Genomic DNA, 22,513 nt, shown 5'->3' on the forward strand with positions numbered 1-22,513 from the left:
CACCGGAAAAAAGCATATCCTCAACTATCAATTCACAAACGGCAGGCAATGCATCTCGGCAAGCGGGCAGGCTGGATGGAATGGAAATGAACTATCGCAAGAAATATATCCGCACGTTTCGGTTGCTCTCCACTCAACTGCGGGTTTTTTACCCTTTTTATTTGTATAATGTATGGTTTTTATTTTTATTATTTGTATGATTTCTCTATTGATTCGGCCTCTCCTGCCGAAGTCTTGCGATAGTCCATTAATTCATTCTCTCCGTCTTTTTAACATTGCAAGTACTATGCCAGTTTTTCTAACAGCTAAAATGATGCAAATGACGGGGTACATATGGCAAATCCGATGCATACGCATCGTTTATCTGCATCAAAATCGCATCAAAAACACTTCTCGCATCCATTATGCATCATTTTTCTTTCGAATCCCATACTTATTTAACCGGCGCACAACAGTGGATTGATGAACCCCCAAGATTTTAGCGACCTTTCGCGTGCTCTGATATTTTTCATATAACGACAACAACCGCTCCTTCTCTTGAGCCGGCGTAGCAGGCACGCTTGCCGTACTGTATACAGTTTTTTCATCCGCTTGCCCTGCTTCTTGCCGCCGTTCCACCGGAAATGCAACAGACGGAGTCTGCCCATCGAGCATCATTTTGGGCAGATGCTGTACATCAATAACCGGAGCGACCGTGGTCACAACCAGCCGCTCAATGATGTTCTCCAGCTCCCGGACGTTACCGGGCCACGCATACGCTTGCATCAGCTCCAGCGATTCATAGGAAATCCGCTTATCTACATGGTGTTTAGCATTAAATTTCCCAAGGAAATACCGAATCATCGGAAATAGATCTTCTTTGCGCTTACGCAGCGGAGGTACTTCGATCGGAACGACGTTAATCCGGTAGTATAAATCTTCACGAAATGTTCCGGCCTGCACCCGCTCAAGGAGGTTGGCGTTTGTCGCTGCAACCAGGCGAAAATCTACCGCTCTTTCCTTTACATCTCCGATACGGGTGACCAGCTTTTCCTGCAGCACTGTCAGCAGTTTAACCTGCAAATCCAGCGGCAGCTCCCCGATTTCATCCAGAAACAGCGTTCCTCCGTCTGCCAGCTCAATTAAACCTGGTTTCCCTTTCTGCTGTGCACCCGTAAAAGCTCCGGGCGCGTAGCCAAACAGTTCAGACTCAAGCAAATTACCGGGAATGGCACCGCAGTTAATGGAGATGAAAGGCCCCCTGGCCCGGTCGCTTCGCTGGTGAATCAATTTGGCCAATACACCCTTGCCGACACCCGATTCTCCAAGGATAAGGATAGACGTATCTACCGGAGCGATGCGCATGCACATTTGAAGAATATTACGCATCTCCTCACTTTCCGCGACCACGCCTTCGATTTCCATCTGCTGTGCGCGCAACACTTCCAGCTCCGAATGGTATCGCTCAGATAGCTGCTTCGCTTCTTCCAGTTCCGCCTTTACTTGATTCAATTGGCTTAAATCGCGGCAATTCATTACAATCTGCAAAATCTCGCCCGTCTCATCGTCTAGAATCGGCGTTCCTGTCGAGAGCAGTACGCTGCCGTTCGCCACATGCTGGATAACGCTGACGCGCTTCTTCTTTTCAACCACCAGCTTACTCACTGCCTGGGAAATAATGCCCCGCCGCTCCAACTCTTCTTCCTGCCTGCCGATCGCTTCGTGTGCCGGTACACCTGTCATACGGCTGAATGCTTGATTGAAGTGACGGATTACTCCGCTGCGATCCGTAACGACAATCCCGTCATGGGACGATTCGATAATCGTATCGAGTTCCCGGTTCAGCTTCTGGACAGCCGTAAGCTCTTCAGAGATCACTTCAAGTTCCGTAATATCCTGCATAACGCTTGCCATTCCAATCTTTTTGCCTTCGTCGGTTACGATCGGCGTATGGTTAATCAGCAGTTTGCGACCGTCATAATCAAGCCGGACCATCTGTTTTTTTTCAAGAGAAAGCAGCAGATTTAACAACGGCTTATCAGATACAAGCTCATCGATGGATGTACGGAGCATGTCTTTCTGCGAGGAGATGCCGAGCAGGCGCTCTGCAGCCTGGTTAATGGACAGCACATGACCCTTTAAGTCAACTGCTACGATCCCGTGATATGTAGACTGCAGAATCGCGTCCAGTTGAGAAATCGTTTTCCGTGTCTGGTGCTCAAAAGCACGGAGAATATCCGTTCTCGTCAGAATACCGACCAGTGTACCGGAGCGGTCAATGACCGGAAGGCGTCCCGCTTCCAACTCTTCGTCCCAATCCTCATAAATCTGCTGATCATCGTACAGCGTAACCAGGCGGGTCTGCATTAACGTTCCTACCGGCGTTTCCTCGGGCAGATGGTTTTTCATCGCACGAAATACATGCGATTTGGTCAGCAGCCCAATCAGCTTGTACGCTTCATCCACCACCGGCAAACCGTCAATTCGGTTTTCGAGCAGAAGGGAAGCGGCACGGCTAATCGTTTCCTCTTTATATAGAACAATTGGGTTTGCGGTCATGTAATCTCGTACTTTCATTCCGTCTACTCCTAACAAAATTCTCATGGATTTTCAGCCGCCACCCCGACATGAAAATCATGAGAAGGGCGGCTGACTTTTGCGGCATGAGGGAAAAGAGAGAAGGGAGCGAGGAGATGATTTTAATGTAGAAAAAGGCGAAGGCCTTTTTCTTCTCCGGATCTTATTTCTTCTTCCCTCTCTTTCCTTTCATCATATATTCTTACGCATTATTTTTAAACATGTTTTCCACGCAAAAAAAATGAGGTGCAGAAAAACTCAGCGTTTCTCTGCACCCTTACGTATTTTTTACCGACCATAGCGCGGCTCTGCCTCGATGGCGCTAAGCAGCTGCTCAATGGCTTCCCTGTCGTAAAACTGGGTTTTCGTTTTTCCATCTGCCGTATACTTGACATGGTACATTGTCTCGTCTTTGGTGTATTCCAAATGCTCCAGCTTATGATCCTCTTCCAGAATGGAATAGAAAAAATCACTTGTCTTTTTTGCCGCGTCGTCCTCTGGTCTGGCGTCTGAGACGACTTTAATCTGCAAATAGTCAAACAACGCATTCTCGAATTGCTTCGTCATGTGGCCACCTCTCATGATTATTCCTTTATGACAACTGCATACATTCCTTGTTTTACCCAATCGGTGATTTGCCCGACAATATCTCCTTGAACCTGGACAACAGATGATAACAGCCTCACTGCCTCATCTTTGGGAAGAAGCATACGGAAAAAGCTTTCCCCGCAGTGAGACAGCCGCCATCGCATACCGTCAAATATAATATGGCCTGGCACAGAAAGATCAAAATCGGCCGCTGTACCGCAAATAAGCGCTTCTTCTTCCTCTGCCTCCGGTTCGTCCGGCAGAATGGCCGCTTTCACTAAAGGCAGCAAGCGAGGATGCACTTCACGCAGCGCGGTTAATACAGGAGCCAATTCTGATTCTTTGTAAGCAATCCGTTCTTCGTGTAACACCCAACCATGTTCGGTTTGCCGTACCGGTGTCAGCCACAACATGCACTCACCCTTTCTGTTCTTTTTCGCGCATCGATTTGACATCTTTCCGTCGCAGCCGGGCAAATAGCAGAACGACGACGGCCACACAAAGTGCCGGGATCATCGGCAAACCCATCGCATTCAAAATCGCCAGCGGAAAAGTCCCCACTAAAAGCAGTACGTACGCCGCCGCTTTCTTAAAAACAGGCAGCTTCTGCGCAAATCCGAGTTCGTATGTCGCCGCCGTTAATAAAAAAATCAGAATAAATTCTATATACATCGCATATCTCCCATAACGTAGTGTAGATATGTTTCATCTTACCCCATATTCCCAGAAAAAAACAACTGTAGAAATAGCCAGGATACAGAAACAAGAGAGTAGAGGTACGATTTAAAGAGGAAAAAGGCGAACGCCTTTTTCTTCCCCGGATCTCATTTCCTCTTTCCCTCCTTCTTTTCTCACGATTTTCACAGAAAAAAAGAGAGGCGCTTAGCCTCTCTTTCCGCTTAATTTTATTACGCGTGAACATAATTGCGATTTACTTCCGGTGTAGCGACTTCCATCTCGCCTACACCGCGAATCAGTTTCTTCGCATAGTATTTTTCCGGTTGCAAAACGGAAACCATGTAATCAATGGCAATCTGCGGATCCACCGTCTCACCGCATGTGTAGCAGTCAAGGGCAGCAAAACCTCGCTCAGGATACGTGTGAATGGAGATATGGCTTTCTGAAAGCATAACCAATACGGTAGCGCCTTGTGGCTCAAATTGCTTTGCTTGCACGGACAGAACGGTTGCGCCGCACGCTTCTGCCGCTTCCACCATATGATTCTTCAGAAAATCCGCGTTGTTTAAAAGCCCGAAGTCGACTCCCCAAACATCAATTGCCACATGTCTGCCGAAAGTTGAGTATTCCATCTTCCAGCTCCCCCTTCCTAGGATGAGTAGTGTAAACATCGCTAGGACCTACGTCATTCACCACGGGGGCGAGTGAGGGATGAACATTCCCACCCTTTAAGTGAATCCTGGTTCCTAATCTAAGATAAACTTTACTTAACGAGAAATAAAATAACACGAATGTGACCAACATGCAATACTTTTTTTATTCGGGATTTACGTTATTTTTTACCGCCATAGCAAGCGCTTGCCGTTCTTCTTCCGATAGCGCGTACAATGAAGATCCCTTTTCTACCGGTTTGGCGTATACACGGGATTCGTGGCGACCGTAAATGCTCGTCATTACCATCCCATCTTGATTGTCATCCACCAGCGCAAGCGAGAAACTCAAATCACTGCCCTCGTTCTCAAAGGCGGAGAAACGAATGATGCCGAGTCGTCCTTTCTGCTCCCTCACCTTTGTATGCATGATTTCCGTCAAGCGTTCCACTTCCTGCTGGGATGCTTCAAGAGCTTCCATCCGATCGAACAGCTTCTCCAGCATTTGTTCCAGGTTATCTTTCGATGTTCCCTGCGCCATCCGTCTAAATCGCTTCTTTAGTCGACCGAATTTCACGCTAAGGATAATGTTCCAAATAAACAGCACAAGGAACAGAATCAGAAGAAGACCGAAGATGCCGGCGACGATTTCTTTCGTGAACCATACCTCCAAGGTTGTACCCATCCTTTCACTGCAATAAATCCATAACGAATTTATTTTATCTCAGGAAAACCCTCATGACCATAACGATGTTACGCTTTTTTGCAATTGGTTCTACTTTAACCAACAAAAAAACGCCGACACAATAGTGTCAGCGGTCAAGCATAACGCCGGAAACGGCCATTCTTAACGCGGTTTTATACAGCAGCTCCACTCCGAGGGTAATATCTTCATAAGTGGAGAATTCTTTCGGATTGTGGCTTATGCCTTCCTTACAGCGCACGAAAATCATACCGTAGTCACATACATAGGACATGGCCAGCGCGTCGTGAAACGGACCGCTCATTAACTCCGGTGCGTCAACCCCTATTTCTCTGCATGCCGCACGCATTATCTCCATTATCGATTCGGCGCAGTAACGAGGCTCGCTATTGGTATCCTCCTGAATCGTATAAGCTAAATCGTGTTCGCGGGCGATTTCTTCAATTGCCTGCCTTAATTCAGCCTCATAACGGTCACGACGCTCGATGTTAATGTCCCGCAAATCAACCGTAAAAACAACCCGTTCCGGAATTATGTTGCGTGAATCCGGAAATACCTGAAGGCTTCCTACAGTTCCAACCGTCGGGTTCTCGGGATCACGGGATGCGATTTCATGTAAGCGGGTAATCACTTTGGCGGCGCCGACCAGCGCATCCCGGCGCATCGGCATCGGGACCGATCCCGCATGTCCCGCGAACCCCACCATTTCCACCGTAAGCCACAGCGGCCCGGAAATTCCGGTTACAATGCCAATAGGGGAATCGAGCGCTTCCAGTACCGGCCCCTGTTCAATGTGCAATTCCAGATATGCGCCGATTTTGCCCGCTGGATATTCCGATTCATGAAAGCGGGAGGGATCGCAGCCAAATTCCATAAGAGCTTGCCTTCTTGTCACCCCGTTTTTATCTTTGCGCTCTAATTCTCCCGGCTCCAGCTTGCCAAGAATTCCCCGAACACCGAACAGCCCTTTGTTGAAGCGGCACCCTTCTTCATCACAAAATGCCACTACTTCAATCGGAACATCGGGAATCATTCCATTTTCAACCATCGTCTGCACCACTTCAATGCCGCCCAGCACTCCGATTACTCCATCAAACCGCCCTCCATACGGTTGAGAGTCAATATGTGAACCGATCATAAGGACAGGGGCGGTAGGATTTTTCCCTTCCAGCCGTCCGATGAGATTTCCAAAATGATCAACATGTGCGGTCATCCCGGCTTCGATCATCCATTGCTTTACGGCTTCCACAGCTTGTTTGTCTTCTTTGGATAGCGCAAGCCGGCAAACCCCCGTTTCTTCGATCCGGCCAATTTTCGCCAGCTCGCTAATCCGTTTCTCCAATCGTTCGCTGCATATATTTATCAATTCTTTTCCCCGCTTCCCTATATTGATTGCCTGAAACAACCTATACGGTGCTGCTTTTTATCAACAGCGTCGCAAACGCCTCTTTCAAAGTTGCCACAATGAAATCCAATTCCTTATCCGTTGTTACGAAAGGCGGCGATAAAGTCAGAACATTTTCATATTGCGGTACGGTATCACTGTTCTTTCCGATCATCAACCCTCTTTTTTTGCATTCGGCCAGCACCTGCGCGACTTTTGCGGGCGCAGCCGGCTGTTTTGTCTGTTTGCTCTCGACCATTTCGATGCCGGCCATGAATCCGAAAGTACGAATATCGCCCACATTGGGGCATTCCAGCAGCGCATTTAACTTATGCTCCAATTGCATTCCTAAATACTCCGCGCGCTCTACCAGTTTTTCTTCTTCAATAATCTCGATGTTTTTCAATGCTACAGCACAGGAAACCGGATTTCCGCCGAAGGTATTCACATGGCGGAAGTGATTGTCTTTCCCCTGTTCCTTAAAGCTTTCATACAATCCGGCCCGAACAGCCGTGGCAGAAAGCGGTGAGTAGGCGCTAGTAATTCCCTTGGCCATCGTGACGATATCCGGCTCCACGCCGTAATTTTGGTGGCCGAACCTTTTTCCGGAGCGGCCGAATCCGCAAATGACTTCATCAACAATCAATAGTACACCGTATTTGTCGCAAATCTCCCGCACCTTGGATAAATACTCCGGCGGCGGTACAATCACGCCTCCTCCAGTAATCACGGGTTCGAGAATAACTCCGGCTATCGTTTCCGCCCCTTCCCAGTTGATGACGTCTTCGTAGATTCGCGCGCAATCGATGCTGCATTCTCCGTACGCTTTGCCGAACGGACAGCGGTAGCAATACGGTGGAGGTACATGCTGAAATCCTGTTCCGAGCGGCTCATATTTAATTTTACGGTTCGCCTGTCCTGTAGCTCCGAGCGCACCCATGGAATTTCCGTGATAGGCCCGATGTCGGGAGATGAATTTGTGCCTCGTCGGTTCTCCGTTTTGATTATGGTACTGGCGGGCGATTTTAAAGGCGACTTCATTAGCGTCAGACCCGGAATTTGAGAAGAAAATGCGGTAATCTCCCCCAAGCCATTCAACGATTTTATCGGCCAACCGGATAGCGGGAACATGACTTTGGTTCAGCGGGAAAAATGCGAGCGTCTTCATCTGCTCTGCAGCCGCTTCTGCAATTTCCTCCCTTCCGTGTCCTACATTTACGCACCATAGACCGGACATGCCATCCAGGAAACGGTTTCCGTCAATATCGGTAATCCAACTTCCTTCTCCCGCCACCGCGATAACCGGATTTGGATTGTGGGGGGAGATATGATGCCACAACCTTTCCCGGTCCTTTTCCAGCAGTTCTTCTTTATTCCATGTTCCGGCTGCAGGTACGGAGTTCTGCTCTTTATCCATATTGCTCCTTCCTTTCTTTAGTCTATCGTTTATTTTACAAAGTCCCGTTTCTGGCCGATTGAGTTTTCATCCCCTTTATACCAGCGTGTTGTCACTACTTTTTTCTTGGTATAGAATTCCACCCCGTCTTTTCCATTCGCATGCAAATCGCCGTAGAAAGAATCTTTCCATCCGGAGAACGGAAAAAAACTCATCGGGGCCGGTAAGCCGATGTTGACTCCGACCATACCCGCTTCCACTCGTTGTACAAAATCCCTTGCGTATACACCGCTGTTCGTATAGACGCAGGCCCCGTTGCCAAAACGGGATTTGCTTATCGTTTCTATGCCTTCATCGAAGCTTTGAACCCGCACCATGCTAAGAACCGGGGCGAAAATTTCATCCTTAATAATGCTCATATCCGGATGGGCATAATCGAACACGGTCGGTCCAAGAAAATAGCCTTTGCCAATTCTTGCCCCTTCCTCCCTGCCATCCCGGATAAGTTTAGCTCCGCTCTCTTCTCCTTGTTGAATGTAGCTGTGCGCTCGCTCCAATTGGCTTTGGCGAATGACCGGTCCCATCTCATTCCTGCGGTCTTCTCCCGGCCCCATAACCAGCCTGTCGGAATACTGAACGATTTTCTTCGCCAGTTTATCGGCGATCGCTTCATGGGCCACCACCACACTCGCGGCCAGGCAGCGTTCGCCCGCACAGCCGAATGCCGAATTTACCAGAATTTCCGCTGTCTTGTCCAAATCTGCGTCCGGCATAACCAAATGGTGATTTTTTGCGCCTGCCAGTGCCTGTACGCGCTTGCCGTGCTTCGAAGCCGTTTTGTAGATATATTCCGCCACTGGCTGGGAGCCGATAAAAGAAACCGCCTTGACGTCCGTGTGTTCCAGCAGACCGTTCACCGCATCATGCGCGCCATGCACAATATTGATAACACCATCCGGCACGCCTGCTTTTTGCGCCAGCTCCACGATACGCACGGCACTCAACGGCGTTTTCTCCGATGGTTTTAAAACAAACGTATTGCCGCAGGCAATTGCCAGCGGAAACATCCACAGCGGAAGCATTCCCGGAAAATTGAACGGGGTAATGCCCGCTACTACGCCAAGCGGAAAACGCACCATCTGCGTATCGATGCCCCGGGACACGTTCAAAAGATTGTCTCCCATCATCAGCGTCGGAAGACCGCAGACAAATTCAACCGACTCAAAACCGCGAAGCAATTCCGCATACGCCTCATGGTACGTTTTTCCGTTTTCTTTTGTAATTAGCTCGGCTAATTCTTCTTGATGTTCCAGCAAAAGGGCATGAAGCTTAAACATCAGCTTGCTGCGCTCGGTAATGGGGGTCTCTCTCCATCCCTCAAATGCGGCTTTAGCAGCCGCCACCGCCTGTGCAACATCCTCACGCGAAGAAAGCGGAGTTTTGGCAATGGTTTCGTCAGTAGCAGGATTGATTACTTCTTCAAATCGATCGGTTCGGGCATCAACCCAGCTCCCGTTTATAAAATTTTTAAGTAAGAAGGTTTCTACCTGCTGTGTACTCATTTTTGTTTTCACTCCTTTTTTTATTGCTATATTTAATATTAATGATAATTCAGAAAATTTTCATTATACACTTTGTCTGATAATATACAGAGTAGTTATACAAAGTGTAAAATCAATCCGGGGAAAGGAGCGGAAAGTGATGATTAGCATCGCGGAAGTGCTAAAGCGCCCACTGTTCAGACATGCTAAAGTTGTTGCCGGGCAAAACGGCACAATACGTAACATAGGCTGGGTGCACATTGTCGATATCAAAAATGCCGGCCTATATATTAATAAGGATGACTTAATCTTATCTACAGGTCTCGGGCTTGTTGGAACGAATGAAAAAGAACGGGAAGAATACCTAAAAGAATTAATCCAGCACGGAGTTGCCGGACTGTGTATCGAACTCGGCGACTACTTTTCGCAGCTTCCGCCGGACATGCTGACGATTGCAAACCAGCACGACTTTCCTCTTATCGTCTTTACTAAGCGCATCCGTTTTGTCGAGATTACCCAGGAGATTCATTCCCTTCTGGTAAACCATCAACTGGAAACCCTTCGGAATCTTACCGCCTTCTCACAGGAGCTGCAGCGGCTCACAGTGCAGGTGGCGGGCATAAGGCCCATTCTTGCCGCTCTGCACAGGCATACTTCGCATCAGGTTGTCTATTACTCCCCCTCCGGTGAAAGTTTATTTGCGCCAATCAGCAGTCCGTCGGAAGCTGAGGATATTGTTACCTTATACCGGGAAGCGTTGGCCAAGGCCCCCCTTTCTTCGCGTCAGGCGGGCGTGCTGCAATTGAATGCGCATCGTTTCATCCTTTCCCAGCCCGTCACCTTCCTGGGACAAACCGTTTCCTATATCGGTCTATTAATCAGCGGAAAGAAAGTCTCCGAATCATTATTGATGTCTCTTGACTATACGGTAAAATCTGTAACAAATTTCTTGCTGCGCCGTCTGTTTTTGGAAGAAAAAAGACAGGAAGGACAAAAACGATTTCTTATCAATCTTCTGCAGGGCACGATTAGCGACGAAGAACAAGCGCAGGAGCAAATCGGCATACCCGTTTCTCCTGCCGGTTCGCTTCTTTGTATGGCAGGCATCGCCAGCATAAATCACGCCACGCTCCGCTATGAAGGGGAAAGCGTAGAATCGATATATCAGGATATCGTGTTACTCGTTCGCTCCCTTTTACGAAAACAGGAACTGCAAGCACTTCTCATGCTGGAAGAAAAAAAATTATATATGCTATGCCTGACGACGAAACCGCCCGGCAGGTACTCAATGAAAGAACGGGTAAAGGAGTTCATCGGACAGTTCGAACAGGCAATGCTGCATATGTTTGAAGGCGACGTACAGGCGGCAATCGGATTCGGTCAAGCAAAAGCACAAATAACAAAAGGAAAAGAAAGTTTTGAAGAAGCGAAAGAGGTACTTAAGATAAACCAAACAATTTCTGGCCATTATTTCTATGAAGACCTCGGCATGTACCAAATCGCTTCTAAAGTCACAAGCAAGGTGTTCCTTCAAGATTTTATCACCAATCATATCGGAACACTGTTAGACTACGATAAAAGCAACAACGCTCAATTGTTCGAAACGCTGCGCGTTTATTTAAAGCACATGGGCTCCAAGCAATCGGCGGCGCAGGAGTTATTCATTCACCGGCAAACGCTATACCATCGTTTGGAAAAATGCCGGGAACTGCTGGGCGACGATTATTTAACACAGGAGAAACGCCTGTGTATTGAAACGGCCATACTATTCTATGACCTATTGAGAAAGAAAGACGGGTAGATTATCTCTCATTATTTGTTTAAATTTTTAGAATATTTAGTTGACCACGCCTAACTGAATACTTATAATCGAACCTGAAGGATATATTTTTTAAGCAATAAAAAAATATATCCTTAATTTTTAATTGCTTTATAAATATGAAAGGAGGAATCAACCATCCAAACACTCTATATCTTCTCCCCTATTTCCTTTTTGCCTTTCTTTATATATTCCGTAAAGGAGGAGAATCATGAAAACACAAATCGAAACAAACGGTATCGTTACGCTGCCCCCTGAAGTCTCACAGCAAATGAAAAACAGTCCGCTATGGAACGAAGACTTGCGTCCCACTACGACCGAAGAACATTCATGGAGAGGATTTAACTTCGCCGCTTTATGGATTGGCATGTGTCTCTGTATCCCCACCTATACGATGGCGAGCGGAATGATTAGCCTCGGCATGAACTGGTATCAAGCAATCTTCACCATTTTCCTCGGCAATGTGATTGTGCTCATCCCCATCCTGCTTAATTCTCATGCCGGGACCAAGTTCGGAATTCCTTACCCCGTATTTGCCCGGCTTTGGTTCGGTGCAAAAGGGGCGCATATTCCCGCAATGGCCAGGGCCATCGTCGCTGCCGGATGGTTTGGCATCAATGTATGGATTGGAGCAGGAGCGATCGATACGTTATTATCCGCCTCCTTTTCCCTCTGGCAGGGGATTCCTTTTCATACCGCCATCGTGTTTGCTTTATTCTGGTTATTAAATATAGGAATCGCCTATAAAGGACCGAAAGCGATTAAAATACTAAGCAGTATTGCCGCTCCCGTTCTGGGTGTTTCGGCGATCATTCTGCTCATCTGGGCATTCACTTCGGCGGGAGGCTGGGGACCTATGCTGTCCGCGCCCTCCAAGTTTACCTCCACCGGCGAATTCTTAACGTACTTTTTCCCTTCTTTGACCGGCGTCATCGCCTTTTGGGCCACCATGGCGTTAAACATCCCGGATTTCTGCCGCTACGCCAAAAGCCAAAGGGCGCAAATTGTGTCGCAGAGTCTTTCGCTCCCCATTACCATGGGCCTATTCTCTTTCATCGGCATTGCCGTAACTTCCACTACGCTGGTGATTTTCGGTGAAGCGATTTGGGACCCGGTTCTTTTGCTCGCCAAGTTCCCTCCGTTTATTATCTTTTTGGGAACGCTGGTCATTGTTATCTCCTCTATCACGATTAACATAGGAGCCAATGTAGTAGCGCCGGCCCGCGCCATTGAAAACCTCTATCCGAAGCGCATCACCTTTGCCATGGGGGCTATCATTACCGGTTTATTCGCCATCTTAATGCAGCCCTGGTACATCATGTCCAACTTCGGCAACTACATCTTCGGCTGGCTTGGAACATATGGAGCGCTTCTGGGGCCGATCGACGGGATCGCCATTGCCGATTACTGGCTCGTGCGCCGCAGACGAATGGCGCTGAAAGATCTGTACATGCCTGACGGCCGCTATAATTATACGTCCGGTTTCAATATGAACGGCGTGTACGCTCTCCTTATCGGGGTTGCCATCCCCGTTCTGGGACTATTTATCCCTCCGCTTCGTTTTATGTGGGAGAACGCATGGACATTCGGTCTGTTCATTTCCATTTTCGCGTATGTGTATCTCATGAGAAATGACAAGAGTGTGCTAAGCAAAGAGGAATACGAGGCCATTACTCAATTTACAAATGAAACTTCTGTTTCTTCTCCCGCCGCTAACACAGAAGCGGTCGTAAAATAACACGAAACATAAAGCCTCCCCGGTTCGCTGAAATGCGTCCAGGGAGGCTTTTTATTCTTAGACTTGCGTTTCTTCGGCATCTCTCCGGTACCGAATCCGCAAATCAGAAAACGTACAGGCCTGAAGTTCTTCGATCTCGTAAACAAAATCTAATTGTACAGCACTAATCTGTTCATCCGGACAATAAGCGATATAATACGTTAGGTTATCGTCGATTTTGTAGACAATTCCATCATGGCCAAGTTCCATAACATACTCCCGGATTACGTTTCCGGTCCGGCGGTTTAGCTCGGTGCTATCCTGCGTCAAGATCTCCTCATCCGGCGTTCCGTCTGGATATTTCCATGCCAGCGCGAGGGTTCGTACCTCCTTTTCGCCGAAATGACCATCCAGCCACAACGGATTTTGCAGACAAAGCAACTGGCGGACCACACTTCCTTTATCGCCATTTGCTTCCGCATGGCAATATGCGTACTCCGCAGCAACCGTATAATCGCTGACGAGATATACACCCGGCCCGAATACCGCCTTAATCTCAATGTTATTACAAAACTTCCTTTCTTCTGCGGCAAAGTACCTCTGGTTCCTAATGACTTCCATAGCTTCCGACAGACAGATTCCCCTATAGGCAACTACACGTTCTTCCATTCCTTGTTCTCCTCCTTCGTATCAGAGTAAGAACACCTCACATTCATTCCTCCTACCTGTCTGTATCTCTCTTTACGCAGAAGATGATGAACTCTCTCAAAACAAGCTCCCACTATACAATTATAAAAAATCTGAAAAAACTATAACACAAAATTCCCCTCATCTCAATTCAGTATTTTACGAAATTATTTTATTTTCAAATAAATAAAAGGAAGCGGAAACCGCTTCCCTCTAGTCCCTCTATATTATATTTGAGCGGTAAGATTGGTATAGGTTTCCGGACGCCTATCACGGTAAAATTGCCATTGATCTCGCACCTGGTGAATAACATTGCGATCCATTATCCCGATAATTACTTCATCTTTGTCCCGGCTTCCCATTGCCACAAACTCCCCACGCGGATTGACCAGATAGCTCTGCCCGTAGAACTCTCCCATATTCCATGGTGCTTCAAAACCGACGCGGTTAATGGCCGCAACATAAAATCCGTTAGCAACCGCATGTGCGGGCTGCTCCAGTCTCCACAAATATTCCGATGTGCCCGCTACGGTTGCGGAAGGGTTAAAAACAACTTCCGCTCCATTTAATCCAAGGAGACGAGCTCCTTCAGGGAAGTGCCTATCATAGCAAATATAGATACCGATTTTTGCGTATTTCGTGTTAAATACCGGATAATCTTCATTGCCCGGCTTAAAATAATATTTTTCCCAGAAGCCTGTTCCCCCCTCACCTGCCGCCACATGGGGAATATGCTTCTTGCGATATTTCCCAAGGTACTTTCCATCGGCATCAATGACGGCGGCTGTATTGTAATAGACGCCTTCTGCCGCCTTTTCATAAATGGGCAGTACGATGACCACGTCGTTTTTCTTCGCGATTTCTTGAAACAGCTTCGTCGTAGGCCCATCCGGAATAGGCTCTGCAGATGCATACCATTTTGTTGTCTGTTCGGCACAAAAGTAAGGCCCGTAGAAAATCTCCTGCAAGCAGATGATTTGCGCTCCCTTGGCTACCGCTTCATCAATAAGCGCCAGATGCTTCTCAACCGCCTTTTCTTTATGCACTTCCACCGGTTCATTCCCGTGTACATCATGACTCGCTTGAATCAGACCGATGACAACCTCTTTAGACATGATAACCCCTCCTTGAATCGCCTGATATGGAATATCGTTAATATTGCTTGAATTGTTGTCTGCTTACGTATTGTCCTCTACCCTTTTGACCGTGGAACTGTTTGTCTTTGACAATGATTTCTCCCCTGGAAAGGACAACGACCGGCTCACCTACCACTTTCATTCCTTCGAAAGGGTTATAGTCTACATTCATATGGTGGGTAGAGGCGGAAAGCGTACGTTCCACCTTCGGGTCAAAGACAACGATATCGGCATCGCTTCCCACGGCAATCGTTCCTTTCTTCGGAAAGAGACCGAACAATTTTGCGGCATTGGTGGATACCGTGTTTACAAAGGTATTTAATCCGATTCTTCCCTTGTGCACGCCTTCCGAATATAAAATGGAGAAACGGTCTTCAATAAGCGGCCCTCCGTTCGGAATCTTGGTAAAGTCGTGCTTTCCGAGATCCTTTTGGCCTTCGAAGTTAAAAGAGCACTGATCCGAACCTACCGTCTGCAAACTTCCGTTGCGCAAAGCCGCCCACAGTTCTTCCTGATTCCACTTCTCTCTGAGCGGTGGCGACCAGACGTATTTCGCGCCTTCGAATTCGGGCTTTTGTAAGTCTGTCACATCAAGGACAAGATATTGCTGGCATGTTTCCCCCCACACTTTTAGCCCTTGATCCCGTGCCTCCTTGATTTTATTTGCTGCGGCCGCACACGATACGTGTACGACATAAATCGGAGCATCGGCAAGCGCGGCCATCGCAATGGCTCTTCCCGTCGCCTCCGCCTCCACTTCCGGTGGACGGGTTACCGCATGGTAATAAGGAGACGTATTCCCTTGTTCCAGCGCTTTTTGCACCAGTAACTCGATGACATCCCCGTTTTCCGCATGAACCTGTACCAGTGCACCCAGTTCCTTCGCTTTTGTGAGCGTTTGAAAAAGCGTTCCGTCATCGACCTGAAATACATTTTTATAGGCCATAAACAGCTTTAAGGAAGTAATCCCCTCTTCCTGAATAATGGCCGGCAGTTCGCTTAGCACATTATCGTTCATTTCACTAATCATAAGGTGGAAGCCATAATCGATGACGGCCTTTTGTTCCGCTTTCTTATGCCAGGCATTCACCGCATTTTTTAACGGTTTTCCTTTTTGCGTCAAACAAAAGTCGATAATCGTAGTCGTGCCGCCAAAAGCAGCGGCGCGCGTCCCCGTTTCAAAGTCGTCCGCCGTTACCGTTCCACCGAATGGCATATCTAAGTGAGTATGCGGATCAACTCCTCCTGGAAACACATAGCATCCCTTCGCATCGATGATTTCGGCTCCATATGTTTCGATATTGCTGGCGATCGAAACAACTTTTTCCCCCTTAATTAAAATATCTGCTTCATAAATGTCCGAACCGGTAACGACAGTTCCCCCTTTAATTACTTTTGCCATTCGCTACTCCCCCTTTTCTATTGCGCCGAATTCATTAAGGCTGTGTGCTCTCTCCATGTAAGCGGCGGCTGATTACTCGGTATCTCTATCATCGTAATACAGTCTTCGATCGGACAGACTATCGAACACAAGTTGCATCCTACACAATCCTCTTCCCGCACGGTCAGTTTTTCGCGGCCATCCTCCGCCTGTATAATATCAATGCATTGGTGAGATGTATCTTCGCAAGCGATATGGCATCGATTGCAGTTGATACAGGATTCTTCATCAATACGGGCCACCACTTTGTAGTTAAGGTTTAGATTTCCCCATTCGGAATAGCGCGGCACTGATTTTCCGACGATCTCCATGACTGATTCGATGCCCCGTTCATCTAGATAATTGTTCAGCCCTTCAATCATATCCTCAACAATTCTGAAACCATACAGCATAGCGGCAGTACATACCTGGATACCCGACGAACCCATCAGCATGAATTCGACGGCATCGCGCCAGTTCGAAATACCGCCAATACCGGAAATCGGAAGGTTAACCTGCGGGTCACGGGCGCATTCTGCCACCATATTCAGCGCAATCGGCTTAACCGCAGGACCGCAATATCCGCCATGCGCCCCCTTTCCATCAATATGCGGAATAGGATTCCACGTATCGATATCGACCCCCATAAGACTATTAATCGTATTAATCATGCTAATAGCATCCGCCCCGCCCTGCTTGGCTGCCCGTGCCGTATACCGAATGTCCGTAATGTTCGGCGTCAGCTTCACGATGACCGGGGTTTGCGCCACTTCCTTCACCCATTCGGTCTGCAACTGTACCAACTCCGGGTGCTGGCCGACTGCTGAACCCATACCGCGCTCAGCCATGCCGTGCGGACACCCAAAATTCAGCTCCAGTCCGTCCACCCCGACGTCTTCCACCGCTTTGACCAATTCATGCCACCTTTCACGGTTTGGTTCCATCATCAATGAAGCAACGAGCGCATGATTCGGAAACTTTCTTTTTACCTCTTTCATTTCCTTCAGATTCACTTCCAGCGGACGGTCGGTAATTAATTCAACATTATTAAATCCGATCGTTTGTCCGTTGTACTTTAAACCAGCAAAACGGGAAGTTACGTTGATAATCGGGTCGCCGAGCGTTTTCCAGACCGCCCCACCCCACCCTGCCTCGAATGCTCTTTCAACCTGGTAGCCGGTATTGGTCGGCGGGGCCGAAGCGAGCCAGAACGGGTTCGGCGCCTGAATTCCTCCAAGGTTAATCCGTAAATCAGCCATAAAGATACCCCCTGATTTTAATCAAATGTAGTTTTATGCCGTGGCTTCTTTTTTTGTAGACAGATACACATTATGAATTCCGTACGCAGCCTTCTTGCCCTGCTCCGCCGCATCAACCACCATGGCTTCGGCGTTTCCCAGACCGAAAATGCAATCACCGGCCGCAAAGACTTTCGGATTGGATGTCTGATGATTATCGTTGACTTTAACCACTCCTTGAACATGTTCAAGGCCTATCGCTTCAATAAGAGGAAGCAACTTATTCTGTCCAATCGCCTTAATTACACTGTCAACTTCAACTGTAAACTCCGATCCTTCGACTGTTATCGGGCGCGGACGTCCCGACTCATCAGGCTGGCCAAGCTCCATGCGTACGCATTCAAGTGCCTTTACCCTTCCGTTCTCGTCCCCAATAATGCGCTTAGGCGTTACAAGCCACCTGAACTCGACACCCTCCTGCTTGGCAAACTCGTACTCGAAATCGTAAGCTGTCATTTCATTCTCTGTCCGGCGATACATCATGGTTACTCTTTCTGCTCCAAGACGACGTGAACACGTAGCCGCATCAATTGCGGTGTTTCCCGCACCGATAACGACCACTCTCTTGCCGACTGAAAGTGTCTCGAGAGGCCTGGTTTTCGTATCTTCAACAAGCTGAATGGCATCGTATACGCCATCCAATTCTTCTCCTTCAATTCCGAGGGAAGGCACTTTGCCAAGGCCTACGGCTAACACAATGTAGTCATACTCATTCACAATTTCATCTACCTGAATATCTTTTCCTACAGTTATATTGGTAAGAATGGTAACGCCAAGCTTCTCTACCTGTTCAACTTCCCACAGGGCAACCTGCTGCGGCAAACGGAACGACACAATGCCGTACGTATTCAGCCCTCCCGCTTGCGCTTTTGATTCGTATATCGTCACCTTATAGCCTAGCCGGGCCAACTCCCTGGCCGCAGACAGTCCAGCTGGTCCACCTCCAATTACAGCTGCGGTTTTTCCATTGCTTTCTCCCTTTTCGAATAATGTCACACGATTCTTCATCGCCCAATCCGTGGCATAGCGCTGGAGCTGACCGATCATAATTGGAGAAGAAGCGTGATTCAGCACACAGGCTCCCTCACAGAGCTCCGAAGTGGGACAAACTCTTGCGCAGCTTGCACCTACCGGGTTTGCCTCCATAATGACGCGGGCAGAACCTTTCATATTTCCGGAGGCAATCTTTTTAATAAAAGAAGGAATATTAATACCGGTAGGACAAGCTTTAATACAAGGAGCATCATAACAATAAAGACAACGAGTGGCTTCATCCATTGCATCTTTCTCTCGCAAACCGGGAACAACTTCCTGAAAGTTTCTTTTGAGCTTCTCGGTGGAAATAGAGGCGTGATGATTCAATATGCTCTCCTCCTTGTAAAATAAGTTCATATTTTGGCTAAATATTCAGAACTTTATATTAATAATATTATACCAAAAATAATTTATCAACATTTTTGATTGCTTTTATAAATATTTTAATAGGTGTTCAGATTATTATCCGGTAAACAGGAAATGAGGTTGAGGGAAAGGCAATCTTTGATAAAATAAAGAGGGAATACCATTGGGTTTCCAGAATATCGGCATTTGCGAAAGGATACCGTAAAATGGACTTAGAAGTTCGTATCGAAAACCTTAAGCAAGAAATCAAAGAAAAACAGAACCTGCTTGCAGAACTTGAAGAAAAATTAACCGAGTACAAAAATCAACAAGAACGCCGAAAACAATATATGTCCTCCAAAGAAATTATCGATTATGTAGAAAACCGCTCCGGAAAACTCATCAATATGTCAACCATTAAACGCTGGACGGACGAAGGGTATCTCGGCGAAGTCATTGACGAGCGTGAACATTTCTGGGCCTTAAAAACCAAACAGGGGAAAAAGCGAAATCTGTATAGAAAATCAACAGTACTTTCTTTTTTATATAACAGGGGATACATCGCTCCTTATTACAATGTATTGGATGAAGTTCTGTACTCTACAGAAAACGCTTCCTTCTCCGCTGTGGTAATAGATGTTCGTATGGAAAACGGACAATTTTTATACAAAATTCAGCTACAGGATTACACGATAATCGACAATATTGACGAGAAGCAATTGAAAGGTGCGGAAAACGATGGTGAGTATTGAAATCAAAAACACAAACGAAAATATCTTAATTGCAAGAAAAATAAGGGATGCAAATAAAGGGTCAGTAGACGGATTTAATTTAAAATTTACGGAAGACAACAGGACCATCGTGATTGAGGGGGAAAAATTAACGATTCCCGACAAAGCGCTCCTTACAAGCGAAGTAAAAGTAAACGGAATTCTCAAACCGCTTGCAAATGGCTTCGAAATCCTGAATGAAGAAAAAGGAAAGACCGTAAACTTGCATCTGGATGCCGAATTAGTGAAGGAAATTAACGTAATCCGCAGTTATGTTAAAAGTAAAACGCAGCATGATGTCTTATTGGAACTATTCAAAAAAGGGCTGGAGCAGTTCAAAAAAGAAAACGATACGCATCAAAAAAGAAGCGACCGATAAGCCGCTTCTTTTTCTTATTTTCCTCAGAAACGGATCGCAAGTTGAATCAACGTACGCACCGCTACGCCGGTAGCGCCGGCCGGATTATGCCCTTTGTCCTTGTCTGTCGTGGCCGTACCTGCGATATCAAGGTGAACCCACGGGGTATCCTCGGCGAATGCCCCGATGAAGATTCCTCCCTGAATGCAGCCGGCCGGACGTCCGGCGTCATTTTTCAGGTCTGCGATTTCACTCTTAATGTATTCCTGGTACTCCTCGAAATTCGGCAGCTGCCATACCCTCTCTCCTGCGATACGCGCCGCTGCTTTCACGTCTTCGAGCCACTCTTCGTTATTCGTAATGACGCCGGTAGCCGCGTATCCGAGGGCGGAGATAACAGAGCCTGTAAGCGTCGCCACATCGACGAGCTTGGTCGCGCCGAGATGCTTTGCATACGCTACGCCGTCAGCCAGAATAAGGCGTCCTTCCGCGTCCGTATGTACCACCTCGATCGTTTTTCCGGAGAAGGAAGTAATGACATCAGCCGGTTTTAAGTTATTGCCAGAAATCATGTTTTCACACGTCGGGATTACGGCGATTACGTTAACATGTGGCTGTAGCGCACCGATACCGTCCATCGCGGCGATAACGGCGGCCGCCCCGGCCATGTCCGTTTTCATCTCTCCCATATTTTCGTCTGGCTTCACCTGGATGCCTCCAGTATCAAACGTAATTCCTTTTCCAACGTATCCCAGCACCTCTTTGCTATCGGATGCGCCGTTATATTTCATCACGATCATCTTCGGCTCATTGGCGCTCGCCTGACCTACGCTTAGCAGCGCACCCATCCCAAGCTCTTCAAGCTCCGCTTTGTTTAACACTTTCACTTCCATATTACGGCGATGCGCCACTTCGCGCGCCCGCTCCGCCAGAATAGCCGGCGTCATCTTGTTGCCCGGCTCATTGACCAGATCGCGCGCGAGATTGGTTGCGTACGCGGCCACATCGGCCCGCTCGAGACCGGCCTGAATGGCGCTTTGTTCAAGATCATCACTAACGACCAGAATAAATTCTTCGATTTTGGAAGGCTGTTCGTCGCGCTTTTTATAGCCCGCGAATGTATAGGTGCCAAGCTCCACACCTTCTACGACACCCTGAACAATATCGACCGGATTCCAAAATCGTTTTTCTACGTAATAGTTCGAGACGCCAAACGTTATGTTTTTGATGCCACGTTTTTGTGCATAGCGGGCGGCAATACCGATAGCATCGCGTACTTTAGCGACCGTCAGCTCTTTTTCTTTGCCTAACCCAAGCACAATCGTACGCTTGGCGGGAATTTTACCCCAGTTGTGCAGTAGGGTGACTTCTCCGAAGGTTCCCCGGATTTCTTTTTCCGCAATAAGCTGTGAAATGCGGTGTTCAAGGGCTGTATCGACGGTTTTTGCGTATCCTTTCACCGTATCCTGATCTTCACAGTATGTGACGATGAGACAATCGGCTGCAATGGAAGAAATCGTTTCCGTTGAGATTTTTACTTTCATGGTCTACCTCCGCAAGTCAAAATGTACTCCCTGTTAGTATGCGACAACCAAAACGTAAAAAAGCATACTTCGAGTGAAGTATGCTTAACATATTCTCCAAATGGAAAGCGGTTTCCTGCTTTCTGCTACACTTCCAGCATAATCATTTCTTGCTGCAGCACGGCAAGCTTCTCTTTACATCTGGCAATGGTCTCTGCATCTCCCGCATCCATTGCTTCGTGCAGTACGGCAAGCTCGTAGTCAATCTCAAGTGTCAATACCGGAATCCGTTCTTCAGCGTCGCGGCGGCGAAACGCTGCCATCACTTCTTCCATAGAAACAGAGCACTCCTTTTCAAATATGACTTCTTTGGAGGCGCCGGAAATTTTGATAATTTGTTCGGCCTCCCCGTAACGGATTTTCTGAACAACCAATTGTCCGCCAGAAAATACTTTAACGATCGCGTGCCCCTTCGCCTGTTCAATGAAATGCTGTAGAACTTTCTCGAACCGCGGGTCGGCTATATTGTAATGGCGGTCGCGCAAGCGATAGCGCGCGCCGATTCTACGGAAGGTAAGCCAGTGTGTTTCATGTTCCGCCTCGACGGAGAGGGTAAAATATTTCTTTGTTTCTTTCCAGGCGACTCTCATGCCCGCTTCGACGAGTAGTGCGACCAGTTCCTGTACCTGTTTCTCATTAAACCATAAAGCTACATCGCTATACTCAATTTGTTCAAACGCGTGCATTGCCACCCCTCCGTTCACGGAATTTTTAGAATATTATTTTTATTAAAGTTATTATATCGTAAATTCTGCATAAAAGCAACTTGTTTTTATTGTTAATACGGGTTGTTAACATCTTATGCTGCATATGGTACGATGAGAACAGTTTGGCCGCTCCTATGCAAAA

Annotated in this window: 20 protein-coding genes; 4 read left to right on the forward strand and 16 right to left on the reverse strand. The window is 47.4% G+C overall.

Going from position 1 to position 22,513, the window contains the following annotated elements; all coding sequences use genetic code 11:
• Window positions 1-402 precede the first annotated feature (402 nt).
• The 9 genes from ADA01nite_RS01215 to ADA01nite_RS01255 all read right to left on the reverse strand — a co-directional run bounded on the left by ADA01nite_RS01215 (window position 403) and on the right by ADA01nite_RS01255 (window position 9,517).
• On the reverse strand, window positions 403-2,556 hold the full coding sequence (locus ADA01nite_RS01215) for a sigma-54-dependent Fis family transcriptional regulator (RefSeq protein ID WP_170230061.1): 2,154 nt from the start codon (window positions 2,554-2,556) through the stop codon (window positions 403-405).
• Between the two features lie 288 nt (window positions 2,557-2,844).
• Entirely contained in the window at window positions 2,845-3,123 is a 279-nt protein-coding gene (locus tag ADA01nite_RS01220) for a hypothetical protein (protein WP_146808069.1), read from the reverse strand.
• Between the two features lie 17 nt (window positions 3,124-3,140).
• Entirely contained in the window at window positions 3,141-3,557 is a 417-nt protein-coding gene (locus ADA01nite_RS01225; RefSeq protein ID WP_146808070.1) for a hypothetical protein, read from the reverse strand.
• A gap of 4 nt (window positions 3,558-3,561) precedes the next feature.
• Window positions 3,562-3,816, reverse strand: a complete 255-nt coding sequence (locus ADA01nite_RS01230) for a YlaH-like family protein (RefSeq protein WP_146808071.1) — start codon at window positions 3,814-3,816, stop codon at window positions 3,562-3,564.
• Window positions 3,817-4,052: 236 nt separating this feature from the next.
• Window positions 4,053-4,454 (reverse strand): adenosylmethionine decarboxylase, encoded by a 402-nt coding sequence (gene speD, locus ADA01nite_RS01235; protein ID WP_146808072.1) that lies wholly within the window; start codon window positions 4,452-4,454, stop codon window positions 4,053-4,055.
• Window positions 4,455-4,638: 184 nt separating this feature from the next.
• Window positions 4,639-5,145 carry a DUF4446 family protein gene (locus ADA01nite_RS01240; protein ID WP_170230063.1) on the reverse strand — a complete coding sequence of 169 codons (507 nt, stop codon included), beginning with the start codon at window positions 5,143-5,145 and terminating at the stop codon, window positions 4,639-4,641.
• Between the two features lie 139 nt (window positions 5,146-5,284).
• A complete protein-coding gene (locus ADA01nite_RS01245) occupies window positions 5,285-6,538 on the reverse strand; it encodes a M20 family metallo-hydrolase (protein ID WP_146808141.1) in 1,254 nt (417 codons plus the stop codon).
• Between the two features lie 43 nt (window positions 6,539-6,581).
• Window positions 6,582-7,976 (reverse strand): aspartate aminotransferase family protein, encoded by a 1,395-nt coding sequence (locus ADA01nite_RS01250; RefSeq protein ID WP_146808074.1) that lies wholly within the window; start codon window positions 7,974-7,976, stop codon window positions 6,582-6,584.
• Window positions 7,977-8,005: 29 nt separating this feature from the next.
• Window positions 8,006-9,517: a CoA-acylating methylmalonate-semialdehyde dehydrogenase gene (locus ADA01nite_RS01255; RefSeq protein WP_146808075.1), complete on the reverse strand. Its 1,512-nt coding sequence runs from the start codon at window positions 9,515-9,517 to the stop codon at window positions 8,006-8,008.
• Between the two features lie 139 nt (window positions 9,518-9,656).
• On the opposite strand from ADA01nite_RS01255, the gene ADA01nite_RS01260 reads away from it, so the two are divergent.
• Both ADA01nite_RS01260 and ADA01nite_RS01265 read left to right on the forward strand, forming a co-directional pair.
• A complete protein-coding gene (locus ADA01nite_RS01260; RefSeq protein ID WP_170230065.1) occupies window positions 9,657-11,297 on the forward strand; it encodes a PucR family transcriptional regulator in 1,641 nt (546 codons plus the stop codon).
• Window positions 11,298-11,526: 229 nt separating this feature from the next.
• On the forward strand, window positions 11,527-13,053 hold the full coding sequence (locus ADA01nite_RS01265; protein ID WP_146808077.1) for an NCS1 family nucleobase:cation symporter-1: 1,527 nt from the start codon (window positions 11,527-11,529) through the stop codon (window positions 13,051-13,053).
• Window positions 13,054-13,110: 57 nt separating this feature from the next.
• Here ADA01nite_RS01265 and ADA01nite_RS01270 read toward each other — a convergent pair whose 3' ends face one another.
• From ADA01nite_RS01270 to ADA01nite_RS01290, 5 genes are all read right to left on the reverse strand, one after another.
• Window positions 13,111-13,701, reverse strand: coding sequence for a hypothetical protein (locus tag ADA01nite_RS01270; protein WP_146808078.1), 591 nt, complete (start codon window positions 13,699-13,701; stop codon window positions 13,111-13,113).
• 245 nt (window positions 13,702-13,946) lie between these two features.
• Window positions 13,947-14,834: a nitrilase-related carbon-nitrogen hydrolase gene (locus ADA01nite_RS01275; RefSeq protein WP_146808079.1), complete on the reverse strand. Its 888-nt coding sequence runs from the start codon at window positions 14,832-14,834 to the stop codon at window positions 13,947-13,949.
• A 37-nt stretch (window positions 14,835-14,871) separates the two neighbouring features.
• Window positions 14,872-16,257 carry a dihydropyrimidinase gene (gene hydA, locus ADA01nite_RS01280; protein WP_146808080.1) on the reverse strand — a complete coding sequence of 462 codons (1,386 nt, stop codon included), beginning with the start codon at window positions 16,255-16,257 and terminating at the stop codon, window positions 14,872-14,874.
• A gap of 17 nt (window positions 16,258-16,274) precedes the next feature.
• A complete protein-coding gene (gene preA / locus ADA01nite_RS01285; protein ID WP_146808081.1) occupies window positions 16,275-17,534 on the reverse strand; it encodes an NAD-dependent dihydropyrimidine dehydrogenase subunit PreA in 1,260 nt (419 codons plus the stop codon).
• 33 nt (window positions 17,535-17,567) lie between these two features.
• Window positions 17,568-18,965, reverse strand: coding sequence for an NAD(P)-dependent oxidoreductase (locus ADA01nite_RS01290; protein WP_146808082.1), 1,398 nt, complete (start codon window positions 18,963-18,965; stop codon window positions 17,568-17,570).
• A 215-nt stretch (window positions 18,966-19,180) separates the two neighbouring features.
• Between ADA01nite_RS01290 and ADA01nite_RS01295 the strand changes: the two genes are divergently transcribed.
• Together ADA01nite_RS01295 and ADA01nite_RS01300 are read left to right on the forward strand one after the other, a co-directional pair.
• Window positions 19,181-19,705 carry a hypothetical protein gene (locus tag ADA01nite_RS01295; RefSeq protein ID WP_146808083.1) on the forward strand — a complete coding sequence of 175 codons (525 nt, stop codon included), beginning with the start codon at window positions 19,181-19,183 and terminating at the stop codon, window positions 19,703-19,705.
• Window positions 19,692-20,102 (forward strand): hypothetical protein, encoded by a 411-nt coding sequence (locus ADA01nite_RS01300; RefSeq protein WP_146808084.1) that lies wholly within the window; start codon window positions 19,692-19,694, stop codon window positions 20,100-20,102. Before ADA01nite_RS01295 ends, ADA01nite_RS01300 begins: the two co-directional genes overlap by 14 nt.
• Window positions 20,103-20,125: 23 nt before the next feature.
• On the opposite strand, the gene ADA01nite_RS01305 is transcribed toward ADA01nite_RS01300, so the two are convergent.
• Entirely contained in the window at window positions 20,126-21,625 is a 1,500-nt protein-coding gene (locus ADA01nite_RS01305) for a leucyl aminopeptidase (protein WP_146808085.1), read from the reverse strand.
• Between the two features lie 125 nt (window positions 21,626-21,750).
• On the reverse strand, window positions 21,751-22,350 hold the full coding sequence (locus ADA01nite_RS01310) for a YkzI domain-containing protein (protein WP_146808086.1): 600 nt from the start codon (window positions 22,348-22,350) through the stop codon (window positions 21,751-21,753).
• Window positions 22,351-22,513 lie beyond the last annotated feature (163 nt).

Origin of the sequence: Aneurinibacillus danicus (genome assembly GCF_007991215.1) — a bacterium.
Classification (GTDB): Bacteria; Bacillota; Bacilli; order Aneurinibacillales; family Aneurinibacillaceae; genus Aneurinibacillus; species Aneurinibacillus danicus.